The organism is Aeromicrobium sp. UBA7512 (assembly GCF_002476985.1).
Lineage (GTDB): Bacteria > Actinomycetota > Actinomycetes > Propionibacteriales > Nocardioidaceae > Aeromicrobium > Aeromicrobium phoceense.
The window spans coordinates 45,144-69,682 of sequence record NZ_DLNK01000001.1 but is presented as its reverse complement, the minus strand read 5'-3'; the positions used below and the strand labels follow the sequence as shown (position 1 = coordinate 69,682).

The following is a 24,539-nucleotide window of genomic DNA, read 5'->3' as shown; positions in this document are numbered from 1 at the left end:
AGGAACTCGCATGCGATGAACGTGGCGGTTCTGTACTCTTCAGTTGTGTTGCGCGGCTCACGCCGCCCAACCCGCACGACAGGTGCCGTGCGCGCGCATGCTTCGGGGACCCCGTCAAGTCCTGCACACAGCGGGCAGGACCGTTCAAGGGCATGACAAAGTAGGCGCGAACCTTCATGCTATCGCGACGACACACCGAAATCAACCCCGGGTCTTGACATCGTCGCGATGATCGGGAACGATCTTTCGTTTCCCCTTTGCTCCCGGCGAATTCAGACTCCCCCGGAAACGGCGAAAGCGCCCGTCCCCCGAGGGGAACGAGCGCTCTCGCGCGAGCAGTCAGCCGTGGATCACTTGAGGGTGATCGTGGCGCCGGCGGCCTCGAGGGCCTCCTTGGCCTTCTCGGCAGCGTCCTTGTTGACGCCCTCCAGGACGGCCTTGGGGGCGCTCTCGACGAGATCCTTGGCCTCCTTGAGGCCCAGGCTCGTGAGGCCACGGACCTCCTTGATGACCTGGATCTTCTTGTCGCCGGCAGCCTCGAGGACGACGTCGAACTCGTCCTTCTCCTCGGCAGCGGCGGCGTCGCCGCCACCAGCGGCGGGGGCGCCCGCAGCGGCCACGGCGACCGGGGCAGCAGCGGTGACCTCGAAGGTGTCCTCGAACTGCTTCACGAACTCAGAGAGCTCGATCAGCGTCATCTCCTTGAAGGCGTCCAACAGTTCGTCGGTGCTCAGCTTCGCCATTTTTGGCGTCCTTTCTGCAATGAGACCCCGAGGGGGTCCCGATGGGAATCGGGGCGGTTCAGCCCTCGGTGACGTCGGTCTCGACGTTCTCGGTGGCCGACTCGGCCGCGGGGGCCTCGTCGGCAGGTGCCTGCTCGGCGGTCTCGGCGGCGGGAGCACCCGCAGCCAGGACCGACGGATCGGCTTCGGCCTTCGCCTGCAGCGCCGCGAAGGTGCGGGCTGCCTGCGACAGCGGGGCGTTGAACAGCCCCGCGGCCTTGGCCAGGTTGGCCTTCAAGCCACCCGCGAGCTTGGCGAGGAGGACCTCGCGCGACTCGAGGTCGGCCAGCTTCGTGATCTCCTCGGCGTCGAGCTGCTTCCCATCGAGGAAGCCGCCCTTGACGACGAGAGAGGGGTTAGCCTTCGCGAAGTCGCGCAGACCCTTTGCCGCTTCGACCGCGTCGCCCGTGATGAAGGCGATCGCGGTGGGGCCGGTGAGCAGCGACTCGTCGAGCTCGATTCCGGCGTCCTTGGCGGCGATCTTGGTCAGCGTGTTCTTGGCGACGGCATAGCTCGCGGCATCGCCAAGCGCGCGCCGCAGATCCTGCAGCTGCTTGACGTTGAGGCCGCGGTACTCGGTGAGCACCGCGCCGTTGGACTCGCGGAAGCTCTCCGCGAGATCGGCGACGGCTGCTGCCTTGTCCGGGCGTGCCATGGGTCTCCTTCACTGTCATGCGAAGAACGCCTGCACGAGAAAAGCGCCCCGTGCGTGGGCACAGGACGCTCATGTGAACGCAGGGACGAACCCTGATCTGCACCTGCGCGGGTCGCCCTGACGGGCACTTCGGGTGACTCGTGGGAGACACCACCGGCGGTCTTCGGTTCTGCCAGTCTAGGTGGCGGCCCGCCGTTCCTCCAAATCGGGCCCGGATCAGCTCTTCCGGGAGCCCTCCATGAGGCGCCCCAGGTCGCCCAGCCGGCTGCTGTCGGTGACCTGGTCGGCCGGCGGGGCCTTCACCTCGACGGGCTCGCCCCACTTGGACCAGTCCATCGTCTTCGTGGAGCCCGCGATGTCCATCGTCAGCCGGCGCAGCAGGTCGTCCGAGCCGACGTAGAGGGTGTACTCGAGCTGCTTCGGGGCCTTGGCGCCGAGGCCGGGGCCGCCCGCCTCGTGGTCCTGGAGCGCCTTGGAGGCGTCGAGCACGAGCCGCAGCTTCGTGGTCTCGACGCCGTCGATCTCGCCGCCGGGTCCCTGGTCGTCGAACTCGACGAGCGCGTCGCTGAACACCTTCAGCTGCTTCGTGGGATCGACCTGCCCGGCCATGGATCCGAAGTGCTGGCCGACGGGGTCCTTCGGATCGTTCAGGTCCACCCGGATGAACTTGCCACCGCTGAGCTCGCCCAGCTTGAGGTAGACGATGCCGTCGACGACCCGCAGGTCCATCAGCATCGGTCCGGCGCCCATCGTGACCCGCGCCTCCGTGCCCTCGAGGTCCTCGGCCAGACGGACGTCGCCGCGCATGTCGACCCCGTCGTCCATCTCGACGTGGGCACTGCCGGCGGCGAGCTGGGCCGCCGTGAGCCGCTCGACGAAGTTCTCCTGCGTGAGCGGATCGGCAGCGGCCGCGGCCGCTGCTGCCTTCGCCGGACTCGAGGAGCCGTCGGCGGCGGTGAGATCGGCACCACCGGCGCCGCACGCGGAGGTGAGCGCCAGGATCGTGGCGGCGAGCGAGACCTTGAGCGACTTCCTCATGCCTGCGACAGTACTCGCCGTTTCCTCACCGAGAGGGCGTTCGCCGTGCTCCGCTCGCTCAGACGACGACCACGAACGCCAGGACGATGGCCATGAGAACGAGCGCGAGCGCGACCACCGGCGCGGACGTGAAGGCCGGCAGGGGCTCGCGTCGGCGCATGGCGCGCTCGACCTTCGCCCAGCGCAGCCACGACATCACCGCGCACCCGGCGGCGAGGGTGAGCAGGAGCACGAGCACGACGGCGCGGGGGCCGTCGGGCCCGGGCAGCTCGAGGCTGTACAGCGCGACGGCACCGGCCATGATCCCGATCGACGTCCGGACCCAGGCCAGGAACGTCCGCTCGTTGGCCAGGCTGAAGCGCGGGTCGGGCTCGTCGCCGGCCTCGTAGACCCAGCGGGGGCGTCGATCGGTCATCGCCCCATCATGCCCGGCCCGCGGGCCCGGGCCCGGGAAAGACGCGACGCCGCCCTCCGTGCGGAGGGCGGCGTCGTCGGCTGAACTGCTGGCTCAGGCCTCGTCGTCGGACGCGAAGTTGCGCGCGCGCGTCGGGTCGACCGGGATGCCGGGGCCGTTCGTGGTGGAGATGGTGGCCCGCTTGATGTAGCGGCCCTTCGAGCTGGCCGGCTTGAGACGCAGGATCTCCTCGATCGCCGTGCCGTAGTTCTCGGCGAGCTGCTCGGCGGTGAACGACGCCTTGCCCACCACGAAGTGCACGTTGGCGTGACGATCGACGCGGAACTCGATCTTGCCGCCCTTGATGTCGCCGACGGCCTTGGCGACGTCGGTGGTGACGGTGCCGGTCTTCGGGTTCGGCATCAGGTTGCGCGGACCGAGGACGCGGCCCAGGCGGCCGACCTTGCCCATCATGTCGGGCGTGGCGACGACGGCGTCGAAGTCGAGCCAGCCGCCGTTGATCTTGTCGACGAGCTCGTCGGCACCGACGAAGTCGGCGCCGGCCTCACGAGCGGCATCGGCGTTGGCGCCGGTGGCGAAGACCAGGACCCGGGCGGTCTTGCCGGTCCCGTGCGGCAGGTTGACGGTGCCGCGCACCATCTGGTCGGCCTTACGGGGATCGACGCCGAGACGCACGACGGCGTCGACGGTCGAGTCGTACTTCTTGGAGCCGGACTCCTTGGCCAGGGTGGTGGCCTGCAGGGGCGTGTACAGGGCGTCGCGGTCGATCTTCTCGGCGACGGCGCGGTACGCCTTGCTGTGCTGTGTCATGACTGGTTTCCTTCATTTCCAAGACATTGCTGTCTGTTGCTACCAGGTGTGGTGCGGGCCCAGCTGGCCCTCCCACGGGGATCGGCGGTCGGAGGACCGCCGAGGGTGATCACTTCTCGACGGTGACGCCCATGGAGCGGGCGGTTCCCTCGACGATCTTCATCGCGCCATCGATGTCGTTGGCGTTGATGTCGGGCATCTTGGTCTGGGCGATCTCGCGCACCTGATCCTTGGTCAGCTTGCCGACCTTGTCGGTGTTCGGCACGGACGAGCCCTTGGAGAGGCCGGCGGCCTTCTTGATCAGCTCGGCGGCCGGGGGCGTCTTGGTGACGAACGTGAACGAGCGATCTTCGTAGATCGTGATCTCGACGGGGATGACGTTGCCGGCCATGGACTCGGTCTGGGCGTTGTACGCCTTGCAGAAGTCCATGATGTTGACGCCGTGCGGGCCGAGCGCGGTGCCGACGGGCGGCGCCGGGTTGGCCTTGCCGGCCTGCAGCTGCACCTTGACGACAGCCGCGACCTTCTTCTTGGGAGGCATTTCGGGTCCTTCTAACTGGTTGTTCGTTCTGAGTCCGTCACCGCTCGTTCAGTGCGGTGACCTGACCTTTGATCGCGGGGCGATCAAACCTTCTGGATGTAGTCGAACGGGAGCTCGACCGAGGTCTCGCGCCCGAAGATCTCGACGAGGCCCTTGACCTTCTGGCCGTCGATGTTGATCTCGGTGATCGTGGCGTGCAGCGTGGCGAACGGGCCGTCGATGACGAGCACCGAGTCGCCCGCGGCGAAGTCGCTGAACTCGACCTTGGCGGCGGCAGCCTGCTGGGTCTTCTCGGCGCTCTCGGTGGCCTCGGCGGCGACCTCGGCCTCGACCGCGGGGGCCAGCATCTTCTCGACCTCGCTGAGGCTGAGCGGCACCGGCTGGTGGGCGTTGCCGACGAAGCCGGTGACCGACGGGGTGTGGCGCACGACGCCCCAGGAGTCGTCGGTCAGGTCCATGCGCACGAGCACGTAGCCCGGGAGCACGGTGCGGCGCACGAGCTTGCGCTGGCCGTTCTTGATCTCGGCGACCTCTTCGGTGGGGACGACGATCTCGTGGATGAAGTCCTCGGCGTTGAGGGCGACCTTGCGGTTCTCGAGGTTCTGCTGGACGCGCTTCTCCATGCCGGCGTACGTGTGGATCACGTACCAGTCGCCGGGCTGGCTCCAGAGGCGGTCGCGGAACTCCTGCAGCGGGTCGGCGGCGGCCTCGTCCTCGGCCGCGGGGGCCTCGGCGGTGTCGTCGTCGCCCTCGGTCTCGTCGGCCGGGGTGTCGTCGGAGTCGGTGGCGTCGGTGTCGACGTCAGCGACCTCGTCCACGCCGTCGGCGGCGGGGGTCTCGTCGACCGACGCCTCCTCGGTGGACGTCTGGTCCACGGGCGCGTCGTTCTCGTCGAATTCGGAGGTCACAGAGGTTTCAGTCCTTGGTCTAGGCGAAGATGGCGAAGGCGGCCTTGCCGAACCCGTAGTCCAGCGCGGCGACGAACGCCATCATGATCAGCACGAAGACGAGCACGACGAAGAAGTAGTTGACGACCTGCGGACGGGTCGGCCACACCACCTTGCGCAGCTCGGCGACCACCTGGCGGTAGAACGTCAGCGGGGACGTGCGCTTGGTGCGCGTCCCTGCCAGTTCGTGATTCTCGCTCACGGTGCTCCTTCGTCGAACGGTGCCGGCTCGGGGCCGACCTTGCAGGGCACGAGGGACTTGAACCCCCAACCTTCGGTTTTGGAGACCGATGCGCTACCAGTTGCGCCAGTGCCCTCCGCCCGATTCCGGGCATGACGAAACAGGGTAGTTTCGCCGGTTTCGTCAAGTGTACGCACCTCGCCCACGAAAGCGAAACCGGGCGTCCCCGGCGCTGCCCGAACCCCCGTCCGGGCCGCGTGGCACGATGGCCGCGTGCGGCCGCTGACGACTCTCCCCAAGGCACATCTGCACCTGCACTTCACCGGCTCGATGCGCCACGGCACGCTGATCGAGCTGGCCGAGCGCGACGGCGTGCACCTGCCCTCGGCCCTCGTGGAGGAGTGGCCGCCCCAGCTTTCCGCGGCCGATGAGAAGGGCTGGTTCCGCTTCCAGCGGCTCTACGACGTGGCCCGCTCCGTGCTGCGCACCGAGGGCGACGTGCGCCGGCTCGTCCGCGAGGCCGCCGAGGACGATCGCGCCGACGGCTGCGTCTGGACCGAGATCCAGGTCGACCCGTCGGGGTACGCCGCGAAGTTCGGCGGGATCACCGCGTTCACCGACCTGGTCATCGACGCGGTCCGCGACGCCTCCGCCTCGACGGGCCTCGGGATGAGCGTGATCATCGCGGCGAACCGCACGCGCCACCCCCTCGACGCCCGCACCCTCGCCCGGCTCGCCGGCCAGTACGCGGGGCGCGGCGTCCACGGCTTCGGGCTGTCGAACGACGAGCGCCGCGGCGACACCGCGGCCTTCGGCCCTGCGTTCCGCATCGCCGACCGGGCGGGACTGGTGCTGGTGCCCCACGGCGGTGAGCTCCGCGGCCCCGAGCACGTACGCCAGTGCCTCACCCACCTCGCCCCGCACCGGCTCGGCCACGGCGTGCGCGCCGCGGAGGACCCGCGCCTGCTCGAGTCGATCGCGAACGCCGGCATCGGGCTCGAGGTCTGTCCGGCCTCCAACGTGTCGCTCGGCGTCTACGCCACGATCGACGAGGTGCCGGTGCGCGAGCTGATGGCGGCCGGGGTCGACGTGGCCCTCGGAGCCGACGACCCGCTGCTGTTCGGCACCCGGCTGGCCGGCCAGTACGCCCTGCTGCGCGCGGCCCAGAACTTCAGCGACGAGGAGCTCGCGGAGCTGGCGCGCCGCTCGCTGCGCGCCTCACAGGCGCCCGAGGACCTGAGGACGTCGGCACTCGCGGGTGTCGAGGCCTGGCTGGCCGACGAACGTGGAACGATGACCCCATGAGCGAGAACCAGCCGCCGTCGTACCCGGGCGACCCCTCCGGCCAGCAGCCGAACGACCCGACGGGTCCCGAGCAGTCCTCCCAGCCTCCGCAGCAGCAGCCGTACCCCGGGCAGCAGCAGCCGTACCCGGGCCAGCAGCAGCCGTACCCCGGCCAGCAGCCCTACGGCGCGCAGCCTCCCGGCCCCGGCCAGCCCTACGCCGGCCAGCCGCAATGGGGCGGTCCCCCGCCGAAGCACCCGAAGGCCACCCTGGTGCTGATCCTGGGCATCCTCGGCCTCATCGTCTGCAGCGTCCTCGCGCCCTTCGCGTGGGTCATGGGCAACCGCGCCGTCGCAGAGATCGACGCCAACCCGGGCGTCTACGACGGTCGCGGCGAGGCGCAGGCCGGACGCATCCTGGGCATCATCGGCACCGTGCTGCTGATCCTGGGCATCGTCGCATTCGCGTTCTTCATCGTCCTGATCATCGCCGGCGTCGCGTCCTCGGACACCAGCTCGGACTACTCCGAGCTCTCGCTCATCTCGCTGTTCGCCTGAGCGCCGTCGGCGGCGGCCCTAGAGCCGGTCGCCGCCGACGAGCACGGGCTCGTTGACCAGCCGGATCCCGAACTCGCGCTCGACGCCGTCGCGGACCTCGCGCGCCAGTGCCAGCAGGTCGGCCGTGGTGGCGCCGCCGCGGTTCGTCAGGGCGAGCACGTGCTTGCCGGAGAGGGCCACGGGCCCCCGGCCGAAGCCCTTCTCGAAGCCCGCGTGGTCGATCAGCCACGCGGCGCTCGTCTTGACCGAGCCGTCGGCCTGCTCGAACCGGGGCGCCCCGGACGGCAGCCTCGCGGCCTCGTCGGCCGTGAGGATCGGGTTCGTGAAGAACGACCCCGCGCTCCACGTGTCGTGGTCCTGCGGGTCGAGCACCATGCCCTTGCCCCGCCGCAGCGCGAGCACCGTCTCGCGCACCTGCGCCAGGCGGGCGCGGGCGCCGACCTCCACGCCCAGGTGCCGGGCGAGCTCGGCGTAGCGCACGGGCGCGCTCAGCGCTCCGGCGAAGCGCAGCTGGAACGCGACGGTGAGGACCACGAACCGATCCGGCTCGTCCTTGAAGCGGCTGTGGCGGTAGCCGAACCCGAGGTCGGTGAACATCAGCGTGCGGACCCGCTTCTCGGCACGGTCCCACGTGCGGACGCTGACGATCGTGTCGGCGACCTCCTGGCCGTAGGCGCCGACGTTCTGGATCGGGGTGGCACCGACCGAGCCGGGGATGCCGGCGAGCGCCTCGACGCCCTCCCAGTCGTGGGCGACCGCGTGAGCGACGAAGTCGTCCCAGCTCTCGCCGGCCGCCACGGTGACCATGGCGCCGCTGCAGGCGTCGGCCGAGACGTCGATGCCGCGCGTGCGGACGAGCACGACGGTGCCCTCGAAGCCTGCGTCGGAGACCACGAGGTTGCTGCCGCCGCCGACCAGCAGGACGGGCTCCGCGGCCTCGTCGGCGGCGCGTACGGCGGCGATCAGCTCGTCCTCGGTGGTCGCCTCGACGACCGAGCGGGCGGGGCCGCCCAGACGGAGCGTGGTGACCTCGGACAGGAGCATGTCGGCGACGCTAGCAGGCACGATCGGGACCTCCACAGAACGCCGACGACCCCCGCGCCGGTCGGCACGGGGGTCGTCGCAAGACGGGTTCAGCGCGTTTCGCGGTGCGCCTGGTGGGCGTTGCAGCGCGCGCAGTACTTCTTGACCTCGAGGCGATCGGGGTCGTTGCGACGGTTCTTCTTGGTGATGTAGTTGCGTTCCTTGCACTCGGTGCAGGCCAAGGTGATCTTGGGACGAACGTCGGAGCTCTTGCTGGCCACGGTGTGCCTCTTCTGGTCGGTGCCCCACCCGTTGCCGGGCGGGAGGTTTGCTGCTGACTTGCCGGTCTGGTAGCTGGGGCGGGGCTCGAACCCGCGACCTCACGATTATGAGTCGTGCGCTCTGACCAACTGAGCTACCCAGCCACGGAGTTGCGAGTCACCTCGCTCCTCAGAGCCCCTTTACGGAATCGAACCGTAGACCTTTTCCTTACCATGGAAACGCTCTGCCGACTGAGCTAAAGGGGCAAGCCGACAAGTAAAGATACCGGGTCAGGTGCCGGGTTCCCAAATCGGGGTGGGCGCGATGTCGATCCGGCCCGGTATCGCAGTCCTCAGCGTGCGGCGGTGGCGAGCCGGGACGGCCACTTCGGGCCTCCGTAGATGAAGCCCGTGTACCCCTGGACTAGGTCGGCACCGGCCTCGATCCTGGCCCTCACGTCGGCCTCGTCGGTCACCCCGCCGACGCCGATCAGGGTGAGTCCCGCGCCGGCGCGGTCGCGGATGCGGCGCAGCACCTCGACGGCGCGGTCGGCCAGGATCGGGCCGGACAGCCCACCGGCCCCCGCGGCGTCGACGACGTCGCGTGACGTGAGCAGCTCGGCAGGCCGGGCGATCGTGGTGTTGGTGGCGCTGATCCCGTCGAGGCCCAGCTCGAGGACGAGGTCGGTGACCTGGTCGACGTCCTCGTCGGCGAGGTCGGGGGCGATCTTGACCACGAGCGGGACACGGCGACCGTGGTTGCCGTCGGCGACGCCCTTGACCGCCGCGAGGATCGGCTCGAGCGACTCCACCGCCTGGAGGTCGCGCAGGCCCGGGGTGTTGGGGCTCGAGACGTTGACGACGAGGTAGTCGGCGTGCGGCGCGAGCAGGCGGGCGCTCTCGACGTAGTCCTCGGCCGCGCGCTCGGCCGGGACGACCTTGGTCTTGCCGATGTTCACCCCGATGACGGCGCGGCGGCCCGCTGCCGTGCCGCGCAGGCGGTGCAGACGGGAGGCCACGACGGCGGCACCGTCGTTGTTGAAGCCCATGCGGTTGACGATGGCGCGGTCGTCGACGAGCCGGAACAGCCTCGGACGGTCGTTGCCGGGCTGGGGCCGCGCCGTGACCGTGCCGATCTCGACGTGACCGAAGCCGAGGGCCAGGAGACCGAGCACTCCGCGGGCGTTCTTGTCGAAGCCGGCCGCGAGGCCGAAGCGGTGCGGGAACTCGATGCCCATCACCTCGATCGGCGACGGGTCGACCCGGTACGCGAGCCGGGACACGGGACGGCCCAGGCGGATCGCGGCGAACGCGCGTTCGTGGATGCGCTCGGGATCCATGCGGGCGAACACGGAGTCGAAGAGCGCGTCATAGGCCACGGCGACCAGCCTAGGACACGGCCACCGCCGCGCCTCCGGTCAGGCTCGGAGCCAGGCGGCGACCCACCAGAGCACACCGTGAGGGGCGTCGGCGTAGGGCACCGAGACCTGCCAGCGCCCGTCCAGGCCCTCCCCCAGCGCCGTGAGCGTCTTGATGCCCGAGGCCCACAGATCGGCGCCGAGCGTGGCGTCCAGCGCGGCCAGGCGGGCGCCGTCACCCGAGCGCAGCGCGAGGTCGACGGTGTCGTCGAAGTCCAGCGCGCGCTCGTCGAAGTGGCCCGGCGCCTTCTCGCTGCGCTTCGCGCTGCCGTTGGCCATGACCAGCAGGACCTCGGCGTCGGCGTCGACCGCGCCGTCGAAGCCGGCGGCGTCGAGCAGGGCGCGGGCCACCGGCTCGGCGAAGGGGTCGTCGCCGACGACGGCAACGGAGTCGACCCCCGCGACGACCGCGCGCACCGCGGCCACCGCGGAGACCCGCAGGTCGGCCACCGGGTCCTCCAGGCTCGCGTACCGCGGCAGGAGGGCCGGAACGGGCGGCACGACCACGAACCGGCGGATCACGCGAGGCCCCGGATCGCGCGCGCGGGCCGGCGCCGGCCCGCGATCGTCCAGGCCATGTCGACGACCTGACGGGTCTCGGGGACCTGGTGGACGCGGTAGACCCGCGCGCCGGCCGTGGCGGCGACGGCCGTGGCCGCGAGCGTGCCCAGCAGGCGCTCCCCCACCGGGCGGTCGAGGGTCTCGCCGACGAAGTCCTTGTTCGACAGCGACACCAGCACCGGCCACCCGGTGTCGACCATTTCGCCCAGGCGACGGGTCACCTCGAGCGAATGGAACGTGTTCTTGCCGAAGTCGTGCGCCGGATCGATCAGGAGGCTCTCGCGCGCCACTCCCAGGGCGAGTGCGCGCTCGGCCTGCGCCACGGTGGACGCGATCGCGTCGGCCACCACGTCGTCGTACTCGATGCGGTGCGGCCGCGTGCGCGGGGTGATGCCGCCGGTGTGCGTGCAGACCATCGCCACGTCGAACTCGGCGGCGACCTCGGCCAGCGCCGGGTCGGCACCTCCCCAGGCGTCGTTCAGCAGGTCGGCACCGGCCTCGCAGACGGCGCGGGCCACCTCGGAGCGCCACGTGTCGACGCTGATCACCACGTCGGGGAAGGCCGAGCGCACGCGCTCGACGAACCCGACCACGCGGCGCTTCTCCTCGTCGGCGTCGATCTCGGCACCGGGGGCCGCCTTGATCCCGCCGATGTCGACGATCTCGGCGCCCTCCGCGACCACCTGCTGCACCCGCTCGAACGCCGAGTCCTCGGCCCAGGTGGCGCCCCGGTCGAAGAACGAGTCGGGCGTGCGGTTGACGATCGCCATCATCAGCGTGCGGTCGTCGTCGAAGCTGTGGCGTCCGAGGCGCAGGGTCATCGGGCCACCTCGGCGAACGGCGGGCGCTCGGTGAGGTCGACGTCCTGGTGCATCGCCACGAACGCCCCCTCGAACGACCGGAACTGGCGCAGGGTGGCCTCGTCTGCGTCGGGCGCGCGACCGGCGCGCGACATCATCGCGGCCAGCAGCTGCACGGACATCGCTCCGAGGGCGCGGAGGGGCTGGTGGGAGTGCGCGCGCCGGCCGAGATCGACCTGGCCGATGGCACCGATCCCCTCGGCGTCGCTCACATCGACCAGCGCGGCGAGGTCGACGCCGTACCCGACGGGCACGCTGAGGGACGCCAGCGCGGTGCGGCGCACGGCCCACTCCCCCGCGAGCGGCTGGACCACGTGGGTGAGCTCGGGCCGCAGCAGCGCCAGCGCCGGACGGGCGACGAGCTCGGTGGCCCGGCCGCCGCCGTCGGGATCGTCGAGGGCGCCCTCGCGGTAGGGGCGCTCGTAGAAGCCCTTCACGAGCGTCACCGAGGGATCGGTCAGCAGCGGCCCGAGCAGCCCGGTGACGAAGTGCGTGCCCCACTCGGTGAGGTCGGCGTCGACGAACACGAGCACGTCGCCCGTGGCCACGAACTGCGCCTTCCAGATCGCCTCGCCCTTGCCCCGGTGGCTGCCGAGGTCGGGACGGATGTCAGCGAGGTGGTGGACGGCGGCTCCGGCCTGCGCGGCGAGGCGCGCGGTGTCGTCGGTCGAGCCGCTGTCGATCACCAGCAGCTCGTCGACGAGGCCCGCGTCACCGACGAACGCGTCGTGGATCCGGCCGGCGACGTCGCCCACGGTGGCGGCCTCGTCCAGCGCGGGGATCACGACGGTGACCCGGACGCAGGCGTCACGCTTCGCCCGCAGGAGTGCAGCGGGGTCCCACTGGTCCCAGCGGTAGGTCCTGCGATCGAACCACGTGTCAGCCACGCGCTCACCGTACCCGCGGGCTCAGCGGAGGTCGTCGTCGACGACCACGCCGCCCAGCAGCCGCTCGACCAGGAAGCGGGCCTGCGTGACGCTGGGCGCGGCGGCCTCGGCCAGAGGCTGCGGCTCGGGCTCGTCGTACCCCAGCCCCGCGACCGCGGCGTCCCACGCGGCGGAGAGCTCGGTCATCAGCGCGACCACCTGGTCCTCGTGGCGCTGGTGACGCGCCTCCTCGAGGAGGTCGAGCTCGTAGGCGTCGGGCACGAGCTCGTAGAGCCCGTGCAGGGTCGAGGCTTCACCGGGACGGCGATCGTCGGCGTGGCTCATGCCTCGACGATAGGGGCCCGGACCGACACTCGGCCACGCCGCGGCAACGAACGAGCCCCCGACCGTCTCCGGTCGGGGGCTCGCGTCACGTGGCAGGTAGAGGATTCGAACCTCTGTAGGCAATGCCGGCTGATTTACAGTCAGCTCCCTTTGGCCGCTCGGGCAACCTGCCGCGACAGTCTGCAAGATTACCCCAGCGTCCGGTGGACCTCGAAATCAGGGCGGCTAGGGTGGGCCCATGGCCGATTCCTCGTTCGACATCGTCAGCAAGATCGACCGCCAGGAGGCGGACAACGCGCTCAACCAGGCGGTCAAGGAGATCGCGACGCGGTACGACTTCAAGAACACCAACGCCTCCATCGAGTGGAAGGGCGAGTGGGGCGTCGAGATCACCGCGAACGCCGAGGAGCGCGCCCTGGCCATCCTCGACGTCTTCCAGACGAAGCTCGTCAAGCGCGGCATCAGCCTCAAGACGTTCGAGGCCGACGACCCGCGCCAGTCGGGCAAGGACGTGAAGATCAACGGCACCTTCACCGAGGGCATCAGCACCGAGCAGGCCAAGAAGGTCAGCAAGCTGATCCGCGACGAGGGCCCCAAGGGCGCGAAGGTGCAGATCCAGGGCGACGAGCTCCGGGTCACCAGCAAGTCGCGCGACGACCTGCAGGAGGTCATCGCCCTGGTCAAGGGCGCCGACCTCGACTTCGCGGTGCAGTTCACGAACTACCGCTGAATCGCTGCGGCCGCCCCCGTCAGGCCAGCCGGCGACCCTCCGGCGGCACGACACGAAGCCACCGGTAGCCGTAGCCGTCCATCGCGACCTCCGCCCGTCCGTCCGCGTCGAGCTCGGTCGCACCCGGCTGGAGCAGGTCGACCAAGCGGCAGCCGGCCTCGCACCCGGCGAGCTGCAGCGGGACCGTGCAGCGGTCCGGCGAGAAGTTGTGCACGGCGAGCATCCGCCGGTCGTCCCACCGGGACTCGTGAGCCAGCACGTTGCGGTGTGGCTGCTCGAGGATCGTGACGTCAGCCCAACCCAGCTCGGGAGACTCGCGATACCTGCGGATCAACAGCGCCACGAAGTTCAGGAAGGAGTCCGGGTCGGAGCGCTGGTCGGCGACGTTGACGTGCTCGGGGCTGAAGGGCCCCTCGACCACGGGCCATCGCAGGCGGGAGGGCGCCGCGCTGCTGAAGCCGCCGTTGCGGTCGGGTGACCACTGCATGGGTGAGCGGACCGCCATCCGTCCCTCGATCTCGAGGTTCTCACCCATCCCGATCTCCTCGCCGTAGAACAGGGAGGGTGTGCCGGGGAGCGAGAACATCAGGCTGTAGGCCATCCTGATCCGCCGTGGGTCGCCGTCGAGCATGGGCGGCAACCGCCGCCGCAGTCCGCGGCCGAAGAGCTGCAGCTCGGGGTCCGGGCCGAAGGCGGCGAAGACCTCCTGGCGCTCACTCTCACTGAGCTTGTCGAGCGTGAGCTCGTCGTGGTTGCGCACGAACGACGCCCACTGGGCATCGGCGTGGATGGCCGGTCGTCGTTTCAGCGTGCGGGCCAGGGGTCGGGCGTCCTCGCGCGCCAGTGAGAGGTACAGGTTCTGCATCCCGACGAAGTCGAACATCATCGTCAGCTCGTCCCCGTCACGGCCGCCGAAGAACTTCTTCTGCTCCGGGTAGGGCAGGTTGACCTCTCCGAGCAGGATGCCGTCGCCCGTGCGCCGCCCGAGGAACGACCGCAACGAGGCCAGGTAGTCGTGAGGGTCGGCGAAATCTCGCGCCTGGCTGTCCGAGACCCCCTCCAGACCGAGGAGGAATGGCACGGCGTCGACCCGGAAGCCGGAGATGCCGAGCTCGAGCCAGAAGCCCATCACCTTCGCGATCTCGTCGCGGACCTTCGGGTTGGCTACGTTGAGGTCGGGCTGGTGCTTGTAGAACCGGTGCAGGTAATACTCTCCGGTGCGCGCGTCCAACTCCCAGATGCTGTCCTCCTGGTCGGGGAACACCACCTGGTCGGAGGTGTCCTGCTCCGGTGCCTCTGCGCGCCACACGTAGAAGTCCCGGAAGGGTGAGCGCTTGCTCGACCGTGCCGCCTTGAACCAGGGGTGCTGGTCGGAGGTGTGGTTCACCACCAGGTCGACGATGACCCGGATGCCGCGGTCCCGGGCGGTCCGCACCAGCTCCACCACGTCGCCGTGCGTTCCCAGCCGGGCGTCGACGCCGTAGAAGTCGGTGATGTCGTAACCGTCGTCGCGGTTCGCCGTCGGGTAGAACGGCATCAGCCACAAGCAGGTGATGCCCAGCTCGGCGAGATAGTCGATCCGCTCGGTGACGCCGACGAAGTCACCGACTCCGTCACCGTTCCAGTCGAGGAAGGTCTCGACGTCCAGGCAGTAGACGACAGCCGTCTTCCACCACAGGTCCGCCGTGTCACTGATCCTCATCCGTGCCTCCCGGTTCGACGTTCGTGGTGACGTACGTGTTCAGTGTCCCCGCAGCTGCGGGAGCACACGGTCCGCGAACGCCTCCTGGAAGCCCTGCTGCTCCCGGCCGACGTGGTGCAGGTACAACTCGTCGAACCCCAGCTCGACGTACTCGGCGAGCCAGGCGGCGTGCCGGTGGAGGTCGTCGGAGACGAGCACGACCTGCTTCACCTGCTCGAGCGGGACGTGCTCGGAGGCGATGTCGAAGATCTCGGCGGAGTCGATGTCCCAGGATGCCGGTGGAGGGAAGGTGTTCGTGCGCCACTGGTCGTGGGCGATCGCCTCCGCACGGTGCATCGAAGGGTCCCAGGACAGGTGCACCTGCAGGCGCAGCGGCCCAGTGCCCCCGGCGTCGCGGTAGGCGTCGATCATCTGGCGCAGCTTGTCGTGGGGCTGGTTCACCGTGATCAGGCCGTCGGCCCACGCCGCGACCTCGCCCGCGGTGGTCACGCTGACCGCAGGGCCGACCAGGTGTGGCAACGGATCGGGCAAGGACCAGAGCCGCGCTCGGTCCACGGTGACGAGTCCCTGGTGGGTGACCTCCTCACCGGCGAGGAGGCGGCGGATGACCTCGACGCACTCCCGCACTCTGGCGTTGCGGACCTCCTTGGGCGGCCACGGGTCCCCGGTGATGTGCTCGTTCGAGGCCTCCCCCGAGCCCAGTGCGGCCCAGATGCGGCCGGGGAACATGGCCCCGAGCGTGCCGAGCGCCTGAGCGACGATCGCCGGGTGGTATCGCTGTCCCGGGGCGTTCACGACACCGAAGGGCAGACGCGTCGTGGCCAGTGCGGCGCCGAGCCAGGCCCAGGCGAAGCCTGACTGGCCCTGGCGTTCGCTCCACGGCGAGAAGTGGTCGGAGGACATCGCGGCGTCGAAGCCCAGCTGCTCCGCGCGCTGCACGTCCTGGAGCAGTTGTGCTGGGTGGATCTGCTCGTGCGAGCAGTGGACTCCGATGGTCGTCATGTCCGTGCTGGCCCCTACCGGTGTGGTCGAATCGACAGCGTGCGCAGCCCCTGCCGAGGGAACTCCTGCCTACCTGCGTATCAGATGCGACGCGCGAAGACGAGCGTCCGCTCGTCAGCCGCGGCTCGCGCGTCTCGCCAACGCAGGTGGGCCGACGGACCGTGCAGCAGACTGCACCAACTACCGCTGAACGGCGACCCCGCGCTGACGGGCCGCACCGGCCACCAGGACCGCGGCCAGGAGCATCACCGCGGCCGACGCTGCCAGGGCCCACGCCGCGCTGAGCTCCTCGGCGGCGATCCCGAGCGCCACTCCCCCGGCCGATGCCGAGCCGAGGAACGCCATCGACGTGACGGACAGGGCGGTGGCCCGGTGCGCCTCGGTGACCCGGTCGTGCACGAGCGCGTTGTAGGCCGCACCGAACGACGTGTGTACGAGGTAGCAGAGCCAGAACCCGGCCACGAGCGCGACGGGGCCGCCGGCGATCGCCATCACGGCCAGACCCAGCCCCTCAGCCACCGCGAGAATCGGCGCCACCACGCCGGGGCCCACCTCGCGCAGGACGCGCGAAGCGACGGTGGCCCCGAGCGCTGCCAGGCCCCACGCGATCGACGAGACGACGCCGAGGACGCTGCCGGCGGCGGAGGTGTCGGTGGAGAACTCGGCAAGCCGGACCGGCATCAGCATCTCCAGGCCGGCCACGGCCACGCCGCACAGCAGCATCGCCGCGGTCAGCAGACGCAGACGGCGGCCGAAGGCCACGCGCACACCGGTCGCGAGGGTGTGCCGCCATGCGGCGGCGGTGGTGGGCTCGGTACGGGCGACCGGCTCCATCAGCAGCCGGGCGGCGACGACCTGGACCACGACGATCCCGATCGCCAGGACGTAGGGCACCGCGAGGGAGTCGCCGGCCGACCACGGTGACACGTACAGGAGCCCGGCGGACAGCAGCGAGCCGATCGCGATCGCCGCGCTGATCACGCCGCCGGCCGTGGCCAGCGCCGAGGGCACCTCGTCGGCGGCGCCGCGCGCGTTCTCGGCGTCGACGAACCACGACTCCAGCGCGCCGCTGTCGAGCGCGCGGAAGAGCCCGCTGACGCCCCAGGCGAGAGCGAACGCCAGCACCGACTGCGCGGCGAGCGTGAGTGCGTAGGCGGCGATCGCCGCGACACCCGACGCGATGAACACCGGCCGGCGGCCCCAGGAGTCGGCCAGCGCGCCGCTGGGGACCTCCATGACGATCACGACGATCCCCTGGGCCGCCATCGCGATGCCGATCTCGGCGATCGTCAGGCCGCGCTCGAGCGGCAGCAGCAGCGCGACCGGCATGAGCAGGCCCGTGGCGAGCCAGCGCAGGCCGAGCAGCAGCAGGAACCGTCCGCGCACCCCCATGCCCCGACTCTAGGGGCGACCCAGCGGGATGACGCGGAGCGGAAAGGGTGTTGAGTAAGCACGTGGCGACCACGAACACCGACTCGAAGTCCGGGCTGATCTACGGCTCGGCGGCCTACCTCTGCTGGGGGTTCTTCCCGCTCTACTGGCCCCTGCTGGAGCCGGCGTCGCCCTACGAGGTGCTCGCCCACCGCATCGTGTGGACCCTCGTGTTCTGTGTGGGCCTGCTGACGATCACCCACAAGTGGGCGGCCTACCGGTCGATCCTGGGCCAGCGCCGCCTCATGATGCCGCTCGCGCTGGCCTCGATCGTCATCACGCTCAACTGGGGCGGCTTCATCTACGGCGTGACGAACGGCCACGTGATCGAGACGAGCCTCGGGTACTTCATCAACCCCCTCATGACCGTGCTGCTGGGCGTCTTCCTGCTGGGCGAGAACCTGCGAAGGCTGCAGTGGGTGGCCGTCGGCCTGGGCATCCTCGCGGTGGTCGTCCTCACCGTCGACTACGGCCGGCCGCCGTGGATCGCCCTGCTGCTGGCGACCAGCTTCGCCACGTACGGGTTCCTGAAGAAGCGCGCGAACCTCGGCACGATCGAGGCCCTGTCGGTGGAGACGACGATCCTCACGCCGTTCGCGATCGCCTACCTCGTCTTCCTCGCGATGACCGGAACGCTGGCCTTCGGCCACGAGGGCACCTGGAACACGCTGCTGCTGATGGGCACGGGCGTGGTCACCGGGATCCCGCTGCTGATGTTCGGCGCCGCCGCGACGCGGCTGACCCTGACCACGATCGGCATCCTGCAGTACCTCGGGCCGATCCTGCAGTTCATCTTCGGCCTGACGATCTTCGGCGAGGAGATGGGCGCGGCACGGTGGGTCGGCTTCGTGATGGTGTGGTCCGCGCTGGTGATCTTCACGTACGACGCGATCAGCACGCGGCGCCGCGCCAAGCGGACCGTCGACGAGTGCGCCGCGGAGTCCACCGCGATCTGAGGTTTCCTCAGCCGGCCGTCACCATGGCGAGGAGCGAAGCGACGAGGGGGTCGGCCCGGCGGAGCCGGGAGTGAGCGCGACGCGGAGCGAGCGCGTCCGACCCATCAGCCCAAGCGCTGGGTGGAGCGGGTGCAGATGTCGTCGAGCGCGTCGCGGGCGGGGCCCGCAGGCAGCTTGTCGAGCAGGGCGCGGGCCGCGTCGGCCTCGGCGCGGACGTAGGCGCGCGCCTCGTCCATGGCCGCGTGCTCGCGCAGCGCGCGGATGACCCACTGGACGTCGTCCTCGTCCTCGATCGGGCCCGAGAGCAGGTCGCGCAGGCGCTCGTCACCGGCGACGGGGTTCGACTGCACCAGCAGGGTGGGCAGGGTGGGCACGCCCTCGCGCAGGTCGGTGCCGGGCACCTTGCCCGAGTCGTCGGCGTCGCTGGCGACGTCGATGATGTCGTCGGCCAGCTGGAAGGCCACGCCGATCCGCTCGCCGAACTCCAGCAGCGTGGACTCGACGTCCTCGCCGGCACCGGACATCATGGCGCCGAAGCGCGCGGCGGTGGCGATCAGCGAGCCGGTCTTGTCGGCCACGACCGAGAGGTAGTGCTCGAGCGGGTCGTCACCCGGGCCGGGACCCAGGGTCTCGCGGAGCTGGCCGTGCACCAGGCGGGCGAACGTCTCGGCCTGGATGCGCACGGCATCGGGGCCGAGGTCGGCCACCAGGGAGGAGGCCCGCGCGAAGAGGAAGTCACCGACGAGGATCGCCACGGAGTTGTTCCAGCGCGCGTTCGCGCTGGGCGCCCCACGGCGCATGGACGCCTCGTCCATCACGTCGTCGTGGTACAGCGTGGCGAGGTGGGTCAGCTCGACCACGACGGCGGCGGGGACGATGTCCTCGCGCGTGGGGTCGCCGAACTCGGCGCACAGCACCGTGAGCAGCGGCCGGAAGCGCTTGCCACCGGCCTGCAGCAGGTGCGAGGACGCCTCGGCGACGAGCGGCTCCGGGCTGTGGGCGGACGTGATCAGCAGGTCCTCGACCTGCTGCACCCCCGCGGAGACACGCTGCTCCAACGCGTCATCCGCGAACGACCCGACGCTGGCCACGTCCCACTTCCTTCCCACGACCGCCGACGACATGCCCGCTAGCGCACGAAGGCGCCGGCGTTCTGGGCCAGATCCAGCATCGGGCCCGGCAGGAGGCCGAGCACGACCGTCGTGATCACGGCCAAGGCAATGACCACGGTAGTCGGCACGCCCGCGACGGCCACGGTCGGCCCGTCACCGACGGGGTCGGTGAAGAACATCAGCACGATGACGCGGACGTAGAAGTAGGCCGCGATCGCGCTGCACAGGACGCCGATGACGACCAGCACCCAGGCTCCGCCGCCCCACGCGGCGCTGAACACGGCCCACTTGCCGATGAAGCCGGCGGTGAGCGGGATGCCCGCGAACGACAGCATGAAGATCGCGAAGGAGCCCGCCAGGAACGGCGACTCCTTGCCCAGGCCCGCCCACTTCGACAGGTGGGTGGTCTCGCCGGCCGAGTCGCGCACGACCGTGACGATCGCGAACGCACCGATCGTGGCCACGCCGTAGGCGAGCAGGTAGAAGAGCACGGACGACACCGACGTGATCGCCAGTCCGTCCTCCTGACCCAGGTACGCACCCGACAGGCCCACGGTGAGGAAGCCGGCGTGGGCGATCGAGGAGTACGCCAGCATGCGCTTGACGTCGGTCTGGCTGATCGCTACGACCGAGCCCACGATCATCGTCAGCACGGCGACGACCCACAGCACCGGGCGCCAGTCCCACGAGGCACCGCCGAAGGCCACGAACAGCACGCGCATCATCGCGATGAACGCGGCCGCCTTGGTGGCGGCGGCCATGAAGGCGGTGACCGGCGTCGGGGCGCCCTGGTAGACGTCGGGCGTCCAGCTGTGGAACGGCACGGCGCCCACCTTGAACAGCAGGCCCACCAGCAGGAGTCCGATGGCGGCCAGCAGGATCGGCGTCTCGTCGCTGCGGGCCGAGATCGCGGTGTCGATCTCGGTGAGGTTCAGGCTGCCGGCGTACCCGTAGGCCAGCGCGGCACCGTAGAGGAAGAACGCCGAGGCGAAGGCGCCCAGCAGGAAGTACTTCATCGCGGCTTCCTGGCTGAGCAGGCGACGGCGACGCGCCACGCCGCACAGCACGTACAGCGGCAGGCTCAGGACCTCGAGGGCCACGAACATCGTGATGAGGTCGTTCGAGACCGAGAACAGCATCATTCCCGAGAGCGCGAACACCGCGAGCGGGAAGACCTCGGTGTGCTCCAGGCGGGCCGTCGTGGCCTCCGCCTCGCCGGGCGAGCCCGGGGCGTCGGCCGCACGGCCGATGAAGTCGCTCAGGCCGCGCTCGTGCGAGCGCTCGGCGAACATGAGGAACGACAGGACCGCGAACAGGAGCAGGAGCGCCCACGTCAGGACGCCGGGGCCGTCGACCGCGACGGCGCCCTCCGCACCGGTGCCGCCGAGCGCGGCCCAGCGGGCCTCGGGGACCTCCTCGAGACCGAGGTAGACCCACACGGTGAGGCCGAGCGCGACCAGCGAGCCGAGGACGGCCACGACGGCCTGCGTGAGGAACCGCGCGCGCCGGGGCACGGCGATCTCGATGACGAGCCCGATCATCGCGAGCGCGCCGACCGCGATGAGCGGCGACAGCTGCGCGTAGTCCAGGTCGGCAGCGGGGATGTCGGGCCCGGCGGTGGCCAGGACGGAGGAGACTGCGCCGATCATTCGTGGGCTCCTTCCGTCTGGTCTGCGAGGTCGATGGGCGCGCGCTGCGGCGGGTCGCCGACCCCCACGGTGGCCACGGTGGGCTCGACGGCCGGGTCGATGACCGCCAGCAGCGGCTGCGGCACGAAGCCGAGGCCGATGATCAGCACGAGGGCGGGGGTCAGCGAGCCGACCTCACGACGCGTCAGGTCGGTGAACCCTGCGGTGCCCTCGTTCAGCGGGCCGGTCATGGTGCGCTGGTACATCAGCAGGATGTAGACGGCGGCCAGGACGATGCCGAGGGTCGCGGCGGTGGCGATCGGGATCGAGCGCGTGAACGTGCCGGCGAGCACGAGGAACTCCGAGACGAACGGCGCGAGTCCCGGCAGCGAGAGGCTGGAGAGGCCGCCGACGAGCAGCACGCCCGACAGCACCGGCGCGACCTTCTGAACGCCGCCGAAGTCGCTGATGCGGGCCGAGCCGCGGCGCGTGATCATCATGCCGGCGACGAGGAACAGCACGGCCGTGGAGAGGCCGTGGTTGAACATGTAGAGCACCGAGCCCGTCATCGACACCGACGTGAACGCGAAGATGCCCATGATGATGAAGCCGAAGTGCGAGACCGAGGTCAGCGCGATGAGGCGGCGCAGGTCGTCCTGGCCGATCGCGAGCAGCGCTCCGTAGAGGATGCTGATCACCGCGAGGACGAGCACGACCGGGCTGGCCCACTCCGAGGCACCGGGGAACAGCTCCAGGCACCAGCGGATCATGCCGAACGTGCCGATCTTGTCGATCACGCTGACCATCAGCACCGAGGTGCCCGGAGTCGCCGAGCCCGCGGCGTCGGGCAGCCACGTGTGGAACGGCCACAGCGGCGCCTTGATCGCGAACGCGATGAAGAAGCCCAGGAAGAGCAGCCGCTCGGTGGTCTGGGACATCTCCAGGCCCATGAGGTCGGCGTGCAGGAACGTCGCGCCGCCCTGCTGCGTGGACAGCACGTACAGGCCCACGACCGACGCGAGCATGAGCAGGCCGCCGACCAGGTTGTAGACCAGGAACTTGACCGCCGCGTAGCTGCGCTGGCCGGTGCCGTGGCCGCCGATCAGGAAGTAGATCGGGATCAGCGTGGCCTCGAACAGGACGTAGAACGTGAAGACGTCGGTGGCGGCGAACACGCCGATGGCGAGCGCCTCCAGCACGAGCATCAGCGCGAAGTAGGAGTTCGTCCCCGCGGGGTCGTGCTCCTTGTCGCGCCACGACGCGGCCAGGACGATCGGGACCAGCACCGTGGTCAGGAAGATCATCGTGAGGCCGATGCCGTTGACGCCGAGCGCCCAGTGGGCCCCGATGGCACCGATCCACTCGTAGTCCTCGGTCAGCTGGTAGCCGCCGCTCTCGATGTCGAAGCGGCTCAGCAGCGCGAGCGACATGACGAGCGTCAGGATCGACACGCCGAAGGCGACGTACCGCGGCAGCAGGCCGTCGGCCGACCGCGGCAGGAGCGCGACCACGAGCGACCCCAGGAGGGGAACGGCGATCAGCAGGGACAGCATCATGCGAGCGTCACCGCCAGCAGGCCCAGCAGGACCACGAGAGCACCTCCGAGCACCATCAGTGCATAGGAACGGACATAGCCGGTCTGCGGCTTGCGCAGCTCGCCGGAGACTTCACCGATGCGGTCGGCCGACCCGGACACGAGGCCGTCGATGACCTTCGCGTCGGCCCACACCAGGGCGCGGGTCAGGTGGATCGTGGGACGAACCACGAGCGCATCGTTCACGTTGTTGCCGTAGAGCTCGGCGCGACCGGCCCGGGTGAAGACCGAGACCTCGGAGTCGGCGGGGGCGGTGTCGGCGATCTCGCGGCGGCCGTAGAGGACCCAGGCGAGCGCGACACCCGCGGCCACGACGATCAGCACGATCACCGTGACGACCCAGATCGGGACGGCGAGCTCGTGGTGCACCGGGTGACCGGTGGCCGGCTCGAGCCACTCCTCGATCCAGTCGCCGAGCGCCATCACGCCGGCGAACAGCGACAGGGCGGCCAGGATCATGAGCGGGACGGTCATCACGGCGGGCGACTCGTGCGGGTGCACGTCCTCGCGCCAGCGCCGCTCGCCGAAGAACGTCATCAGCATGAGGCGCGTCATGTAGAACGCGGTGATGCCCGCGCCGATGAGCGCGGCCAGGCCGACCCAGATGTTGTGGCCCAGCGCGGCCTCGATGATCTTGTCCTTGGAGAAGAAGCCCGAGGTGCCGGGGAAGCCCAGGATCGCCAGGTAGCCGATGCCGAACGTGTAGAAAGTGATCGGCATGGCCTTGCTCAGGCCGCCGTAGTGGCGCATGTCGACGTCGTCGTTCATGCCGTGCATGACCGAGCCGGCGCCGAGGAACATGTTGGCCTTGAAGAAGCCGTGGGTCAGCAGGTGGAAGATCGCGAAGGCGTAGCCGGCCGGGCCGAGGCCGGCGGCAAGCATCATGTAGCCGATCTGGCTCATGGTGGAGCCGGCGAGCGCCTTCTTGATGTCGTCCTTCGTGCAGCCGATCCAGGCGCCGGCCAGCAGCGTGACGAAGCCGACCGCGATGACGAAGTTCCTGGCCGTGGGCGAGGCGTCGAAGATGTCGTGCGAGCGCACGACGAGGTAGACGCCCGCGGTGACCATGGTGGCCGCGTGAATGAGCGCCGAGACCGGCGTGGGGCCCTCCATCGCGTCGAGCAGCCAGGCCTGCAGCGGCACCTGCGCGGACTTGCCGCACGCGCCGAGCAGCAGCAGCAGGCCGAGCGCGGTGGCGACGTTGCCCGAGACCGAGCCGACCTGGTCGTTGACCGCGGCGATCGAGGTGGTGCCGAACCAGGCGAACATCGTCATGATCGCCAGCGCCATGCCGAGGTCGCCGACGCGGTTGAGCACGAAGGCCTTCTTGGCGGCGGCGGCCGCCGAGGGCTTGTGCTGCCAGAACCCGATCAGCAGGTAGGACGCCAGGCCGACGCCCTCCCAGCCGAGGAACAGCACGAGGTAGTCGGCCGCGAGGACCAGCGTCAGCATCGCGGCGATGAACAGGTTCAGGTAGGCGAAGAACCGGCGACGGCGCGGGTCGTGCGCCATGTACCCGATCGAGTACACGTGGATCAGCGTGCCGACGCCGGTGATGAGCAGCACGAACAGGCTCGAGAGCGTGTCGAACGTGAACGAGAAGTCCACGTGGAACGCCCCGGCGTCGATCCAGGTGCCGAGGGTCTCGGTGACCGAGCGGTCCTCGGGATCGCGTCCAGCCAGCTGGATGAACATGATGAGGCCGAGCACGAACGACGCGGCCGAGCACGCGGTGGCGATCAGGTGTCCGAAGCGGTCGGACTCCTTGCCCCACGTGAGCAGGAGCGCGGCGCCCGCCAGCGGGATGGCGATGAGCAGCCAGGACAGTTCCAGCACGACGT

General features: G+C 70.2%; 26 protein-coding genes and 4 tRNA genes. 4 read left to right on the top strand and 26 right to left on the bottom strand.

The window, feature by feature from the left end; translation table 11 throughout:
• Nucleotides 1–350: 350 nt before the first annotated feature.
• The 9 genes from rplL to B2363_RS00330 all read right to left on the bottom strand — a co-directional run bounded on the left by rplL (nucleotide 351) and on the right by B2363_RS00330 (nucleotide 5,505).
• Nucleotides 351–743: a 50S ribosomal protein L7/L12 gene (rplL, locus tag B2363_RS00370; RefSeq protein WP_181754411.1), complete on the bottom strand. Its 393-nt coding sequence runs from the start codon at nucleotides 741–743 to the stop codon at nucleotides 351–353.
• Nucleotides 744–801: 58 nt separating this feature from the next.
• Nucleotides 802–1,437, bottom strand: a complete 636-nt coding sequence (gene rplJ / locus B2363_RS00365) for a 50S ribosomal protein L10 (protein ID WP_181754410.1) — start codon at nucleotides 1,435–1,437, stop codon at nucleotides 802–804.
• A 216-nt stretch (nucleotides 1,438–1,653) separates the two neighbouring features.
• Nucleotides 1,654–2,475 carry a hypothetical protein gene (locus B2363_RS00360; RefSeq protein WP_286927689.1) on the bottom strand — a complete coding sequence of 274 codons (822 nt, stop codon included), beginning with the start codon at nucleotides 2,473–2,475 and terminating at the stop codon, nucleotides 1,654–1,656.
• A 58-nt stretch (nucleotides 2,476–2,533) separates the two neighbouring features.
• Nucleotides 2,534–2,890, bottom strand: a complete 357-nt coding sequence (locus B2363_RS00355) for a YidH family protein (protein WP_286927688.1) — start codon at nucleotides 2,888–2,890, stop codon at nucleotides 2,534–2,536.
• Nucleotides 2,891–2,983: 93 nt separating this feature from the next.
• Nucleotides 2,984–3,700: a 50S ribosomal protein L1 gene (rplA, locus tag B2363_RS00350; RefSeq protein ID WP_181754404.1), complete on the bottom strand. Its 717-nt coding sequence runs from the start codon at nucleotides 3,698–3,700 to the stop codon at nucleotides 2,984–2,986.
• A 109-nt stretch (nucleotides 3,701–3,809) separates the two neighbouring features.
• Nucleotides 3,810–4,241, bottom strand: a complete 432-nt coding sequence (gene rplK / locus B2363_RS00345) for a 50S ribosomal protein L11 (RefSeq protein WP_181754402.1) — start codon at nucleotides 4,239–4,241, stop codon at nucleotides 3,810–3,812.
• An 83-nt stretch (nucleotides 4,242–4,324) separates the two neighbouring features.
• Nucleotides 4,325–5,149, bottom strand: coding sequence for a transcription termination/antitermination protein NusG (nusG, locus tag B2363_RS00340; protein WP_181754399.1), 825 nt, complete (start codon nucleotides 5,147–5,149; stop codon nucleotides 4,325–4,327).
• Nucleotides 5,150–5,168: 19 nt separating this feature from the next.
• Nucleotides 5,169–5,390, bottom strand: coding sequence for a preprotein translocase subunit SecE (gene secE / locus B2363_RS00335; RefSeq protein ID WP_181754397.1), 222 nt, complete (start codon nucleotides 5,388–5,390; stop codon nucleotides 5,169–5,171).
• Between the two features lie 42 nt (nucleotides 5,391–5,432).
• Nucleotides 5,433–5,505 (bottom strand) — tRNA-Trp (locus B2363_RS00330).
• A 137-nt stretch (nucleotides 5,506–5,642) separates the two neighbouring features.
• On the opposite strand from B2363_RS00330, the gene B2363_RS00325 reads away from it, so the two are divergent.
• Both B2363_RS00325 and B2363_RS00320 read left to right on the top strand, forming a co-directional pair.
• Nucleotides 5,643–6,674 carry an adenosine deaminase gene (locus B2363_RS00325; protein WP_286927686.1) on the top strand — a complete coding sequence of 344 codons (1,032 nt, stop codon included), beginning with the start codon at nucleotides 5,643–5,645 and terminating at the stop codon, nucleotides 6,672–6,674.
• Nucleotides 6,671–7,210 carry a DUF4190 domain-containing protein gene (locus B2363_RS00320; protein ID WP_181754393.1) on the top strand — a complete coding sequence of 180 codons (540 nt, stop codon included), beginning with the start codon at nucleotides 6,671–6,673 and terminating at the stop codon, nucleotides 7,208–7,210. Before B2363_RS00325 ends, B2363_RS00320 begins: the two co-directional genes overlap by 4 nt.
• A gap of 18 nt (nucleotides 7,211–7,228) precedes the next feature.
• Here B2363_RS00320 and B2363_RS00315 read toward each other — a convergent pair whose 3' ends face one another.
• From B2363_RS00315 to B2363_RS00270, 10 genes are all read right to left on the bottom strand, one after another.
• Entirely contained in the window at nucleotides 7,229–8,254 is a 1,026-nt protein-coding gene (locus tag B2363_RS00315; protein ID WP_286927685.1) for a UDP-N-acetylmuramate dehydrogenase, read from the bottom strand.
• An 89-nt stretch (nucleotides 8,255–8,343) separates the two neighbouring features.
• The gene (gene rpmG, locus B2363_RS00310; protein WP_078699153.1) at nucleotides 8,344–8,514 is read right to left on the bottom strand and encodes a 50S ribosomal protein L33; all 171 of its coding nucleotides are present in this window, start codon (nucleotides 8,512–8,514) and stop codon (nucleotides 8,344–8,346) included.
• A gap of 67 nt (nucleotides 8,515–8,581) precedes the next feature.
• Nucleotides 8,582–8,658: transfer RNA gene (locus B2363_RS00305), tRNA-Met, on the bottom strand.
• A 29-nt stretch (nucleotides 8,659–8,687) separates the two neighbouring features.
• Nucleotides 8,688–8,760 (bottom strand) — tRNA-Thr (locus B2363_RS00300).
• 86 nt (nucleotides 8,761–8,846) lie between these two features.
• The gene (locus tag B2363_RS00295) at nucleotides 8,847–9,872 is read right to left on the bottom strand and encodes a quinone-dependent dihydroorotate dehydrogenase (protein ID WP_286927683.1); all 1,026 of its coding nucleotides are present in this window, start codon (nucleotides 9,870–9,872) and stop codon (nucleotides 8,847–8,849) included.
• A gap of 39 nt (nucleotides 9,873–9,911) precedes the next feature.
• Nucleotides 9,912–10,433 (bottom strand): hypothetical protein, encoded by a 522-nt coding sequence (locus B2363_RS00290; RefSeq protein WP_286927682.1) that lies wholly within the window; start codon nucleotides 10,431–10,433, stop codon nucleotides 9,912–9,914.
• On the bottom strand, nucleotides 10,430–11,293 hold the full coding sequence (folP, locus tag B2363_RS00285) for a dihydropteroate synthase (RefSeq protein ID WP_286927681.1): 864 nt from the start codon (nucleotides 11,291–11,293) through the stop codon (nucleotides 10,430–10,432). The genes B2363_RS00290 and folP overlap by 4 nt, the downstream gene beginning before the upstream one ends.
• Nucleotides 11,290–12,219 (bottom strand): glucosyl-3-phosphoglycerate synthase, encoded by a 930-nt coding sequence (locus B2363_RS00280; protein ID WP_286927680.1) that lies wholly within the window; start codon nucleotides 12,217–12,219, stop codon nucleotides 11,290–11,292. The genes folP and B2363_RS00280 overlap by 4 nt, the downstream gene beginning before the upstream one ends.
• Nucleotides 12,220–12,240: 21 nt before the next feature.
• Nucleotides 12,241–12,543 (bottom strand): hypothetical protein, encoded by a 303-nt coding sequence (locus B2363_RS00275; RefSeq protein WP_181754384.1) that lies wholly within the window; start codon nucleotides 12,541–12,543, stop codon nucleotides 12,241–12,243.
• A 90-nt stretch (nucleotides 12,544–12,633) separates the two neighbouring features.
• Nucleotides 12,634–12,715: transfer RNA gene (locus tag B2363_RS00270), tRNA-Tyr, on the bottom strand.
• A 66-nt stretch (nucleotides 12,716–12,781) separates the two neighbouring features.
• Between B2363_RS00270 and B2363_RS00265 the strand changes: the two genes are divergently transcribed.
• Complete coding sequence (locus B2363_RS00265; protein ID WP_181754382.1) at nucleotides 12,782–13,273, top strand: YajQ family cyclic di-GMP-binding protein; 492 nt, start codon at nucleotides 12,782–12,784, stop codon at nucleotides 13,271–13,273.
• Between the two features lie 19 nt (nucleotides 13,274–13,292).
• Here B2363_RS00265 and B2363_RS00260 read toward each other — a convergent pair whose 3' ends face one another.
• From B2363_RS00260 to B2363_RS00250, 3 genes are all read right to left on the bottom strand, one after another.
• Nucleotides 13,293–14,975, bottom strand: a complete 1,683-nt coding sequence (locus tag B2363_RS00260) for an alpha-amylase family protein (protein ID WP_286927678.1) — start codon at nucleotides 14,973–14,975, stop codon at nucleotides 13,293–13,295.
• A 39-nt stretch (nucleotides 14,976–15,014) separates the two neighbouring features.
• Nucleotides 15,015–15,977 (bottom strand): TIGR03885 family FMN-dependent LLM class oxidoreductase, encoded by a 963-nt coding sequence (locus B2363_RS00255; RefSeq protein ID WP_286927677.1) that lies wholly within the window; start codon nucleotides 15,975–15,977, stop codon nucleotides 15,015–15,017.
• Between the two features lie 180 nt (nucleotides 15,978–16,157).
• Nucleotides 16,158–17,369: an MFS transporter gene (locus B2363_RS00250; protein ID WP_286927676.1), complete on the bottom strand. Its 1,212-nt coding sequence runs from the start codon at nucleotides 17,367–17,369 to the stop codon at nucleotides 16,158–16,160.
• Nucleotides 17,370–17,431: 62 nt separating this feature from the next.
• Here B2363_RS00250 and rarD point away from each other — a divergent pair, with 62 nt between their 5' ends.
• Entirely contained in the window at nucleotides 17,432–18,364 is a 933-nt protein-coding gene (rarD, locus tag B2363_RS00245; RefSeq protein WP_286927674.1) for an EamA family transporter RarD, read from the top strand.
• Between the two features lie 104 nt (nucleotides 18,365–18,468).
• Here rarD and B2363_RS00240 read toward each other — a convergent pair whose 3' ends face one another.
• The 4 genes from B2363_RS00240 to nuoL are packed head-to-tail and all read right to left on the bottom strand — an operon-like array spanning nucleotide 18,469 to nucleotide 24,534.
• Nucleotides 18,469–19,455, bottom strand: coding sequence for a polyprenyl synthetase family protein (locus tag B2363_RS00240; protein WP_286927673.1), 987 nt, complete (start codon nucleotides 19,453–19,455; stop codon nucleotides 18,469–18,471).
• A 38-nt stretch (nucleotides 19,456–19,493) separates the two neighbouring features.
• Nucleotides 19,494–21,125, bottom strand: coding sequence for an NADH-quinone oxidoreductase subunit NuoN (gene nuoN, locus B2363_RS00235; RefSeq protein ID WP_286927672.1), 1,632 nt, complete (start codon nucleotides 21,123–21,125; stop codon nucleotides 19,494–19,496).
• Nucleotides 21,122–22,660 carry an NADH-quinone oxidoreductase subunit M gene (locus tag B2363_RS00230; protein WP_286927671.1) on the bottom strand — a complete coding sequence of 513 codons (1,539 nt, stop codon included), beginning with the start codon at nucleotides 22,658–22,660 and terminating at the stop codon, nucleotides 21,122–21,124. The genes nuoN and B2363_RS00230 overlap by 4 nt, the downstream gene beginning before the upstream one ends.
• The gene (nuoL, locus tag B2363_RS00225) at nucleotides 22,657–24,534 is read right to left on the bottom strand and encodes an NADH-quinone oxidoreductase subunit L (RefSeq protein WP_181754366.1); all 1,878 of its coding nucleotides are present in this window, start codon (nucleotides 24,532–24,534) and stop codon (nucleotides 22,657–22,659) included. The genes B2363_RS00230 and nuoL overlap by 4 nt, the downstream gene beginning before the upstream one ends.
• Nucleotides 24,535–24,539: the final 5 nt, after the last annotated feature.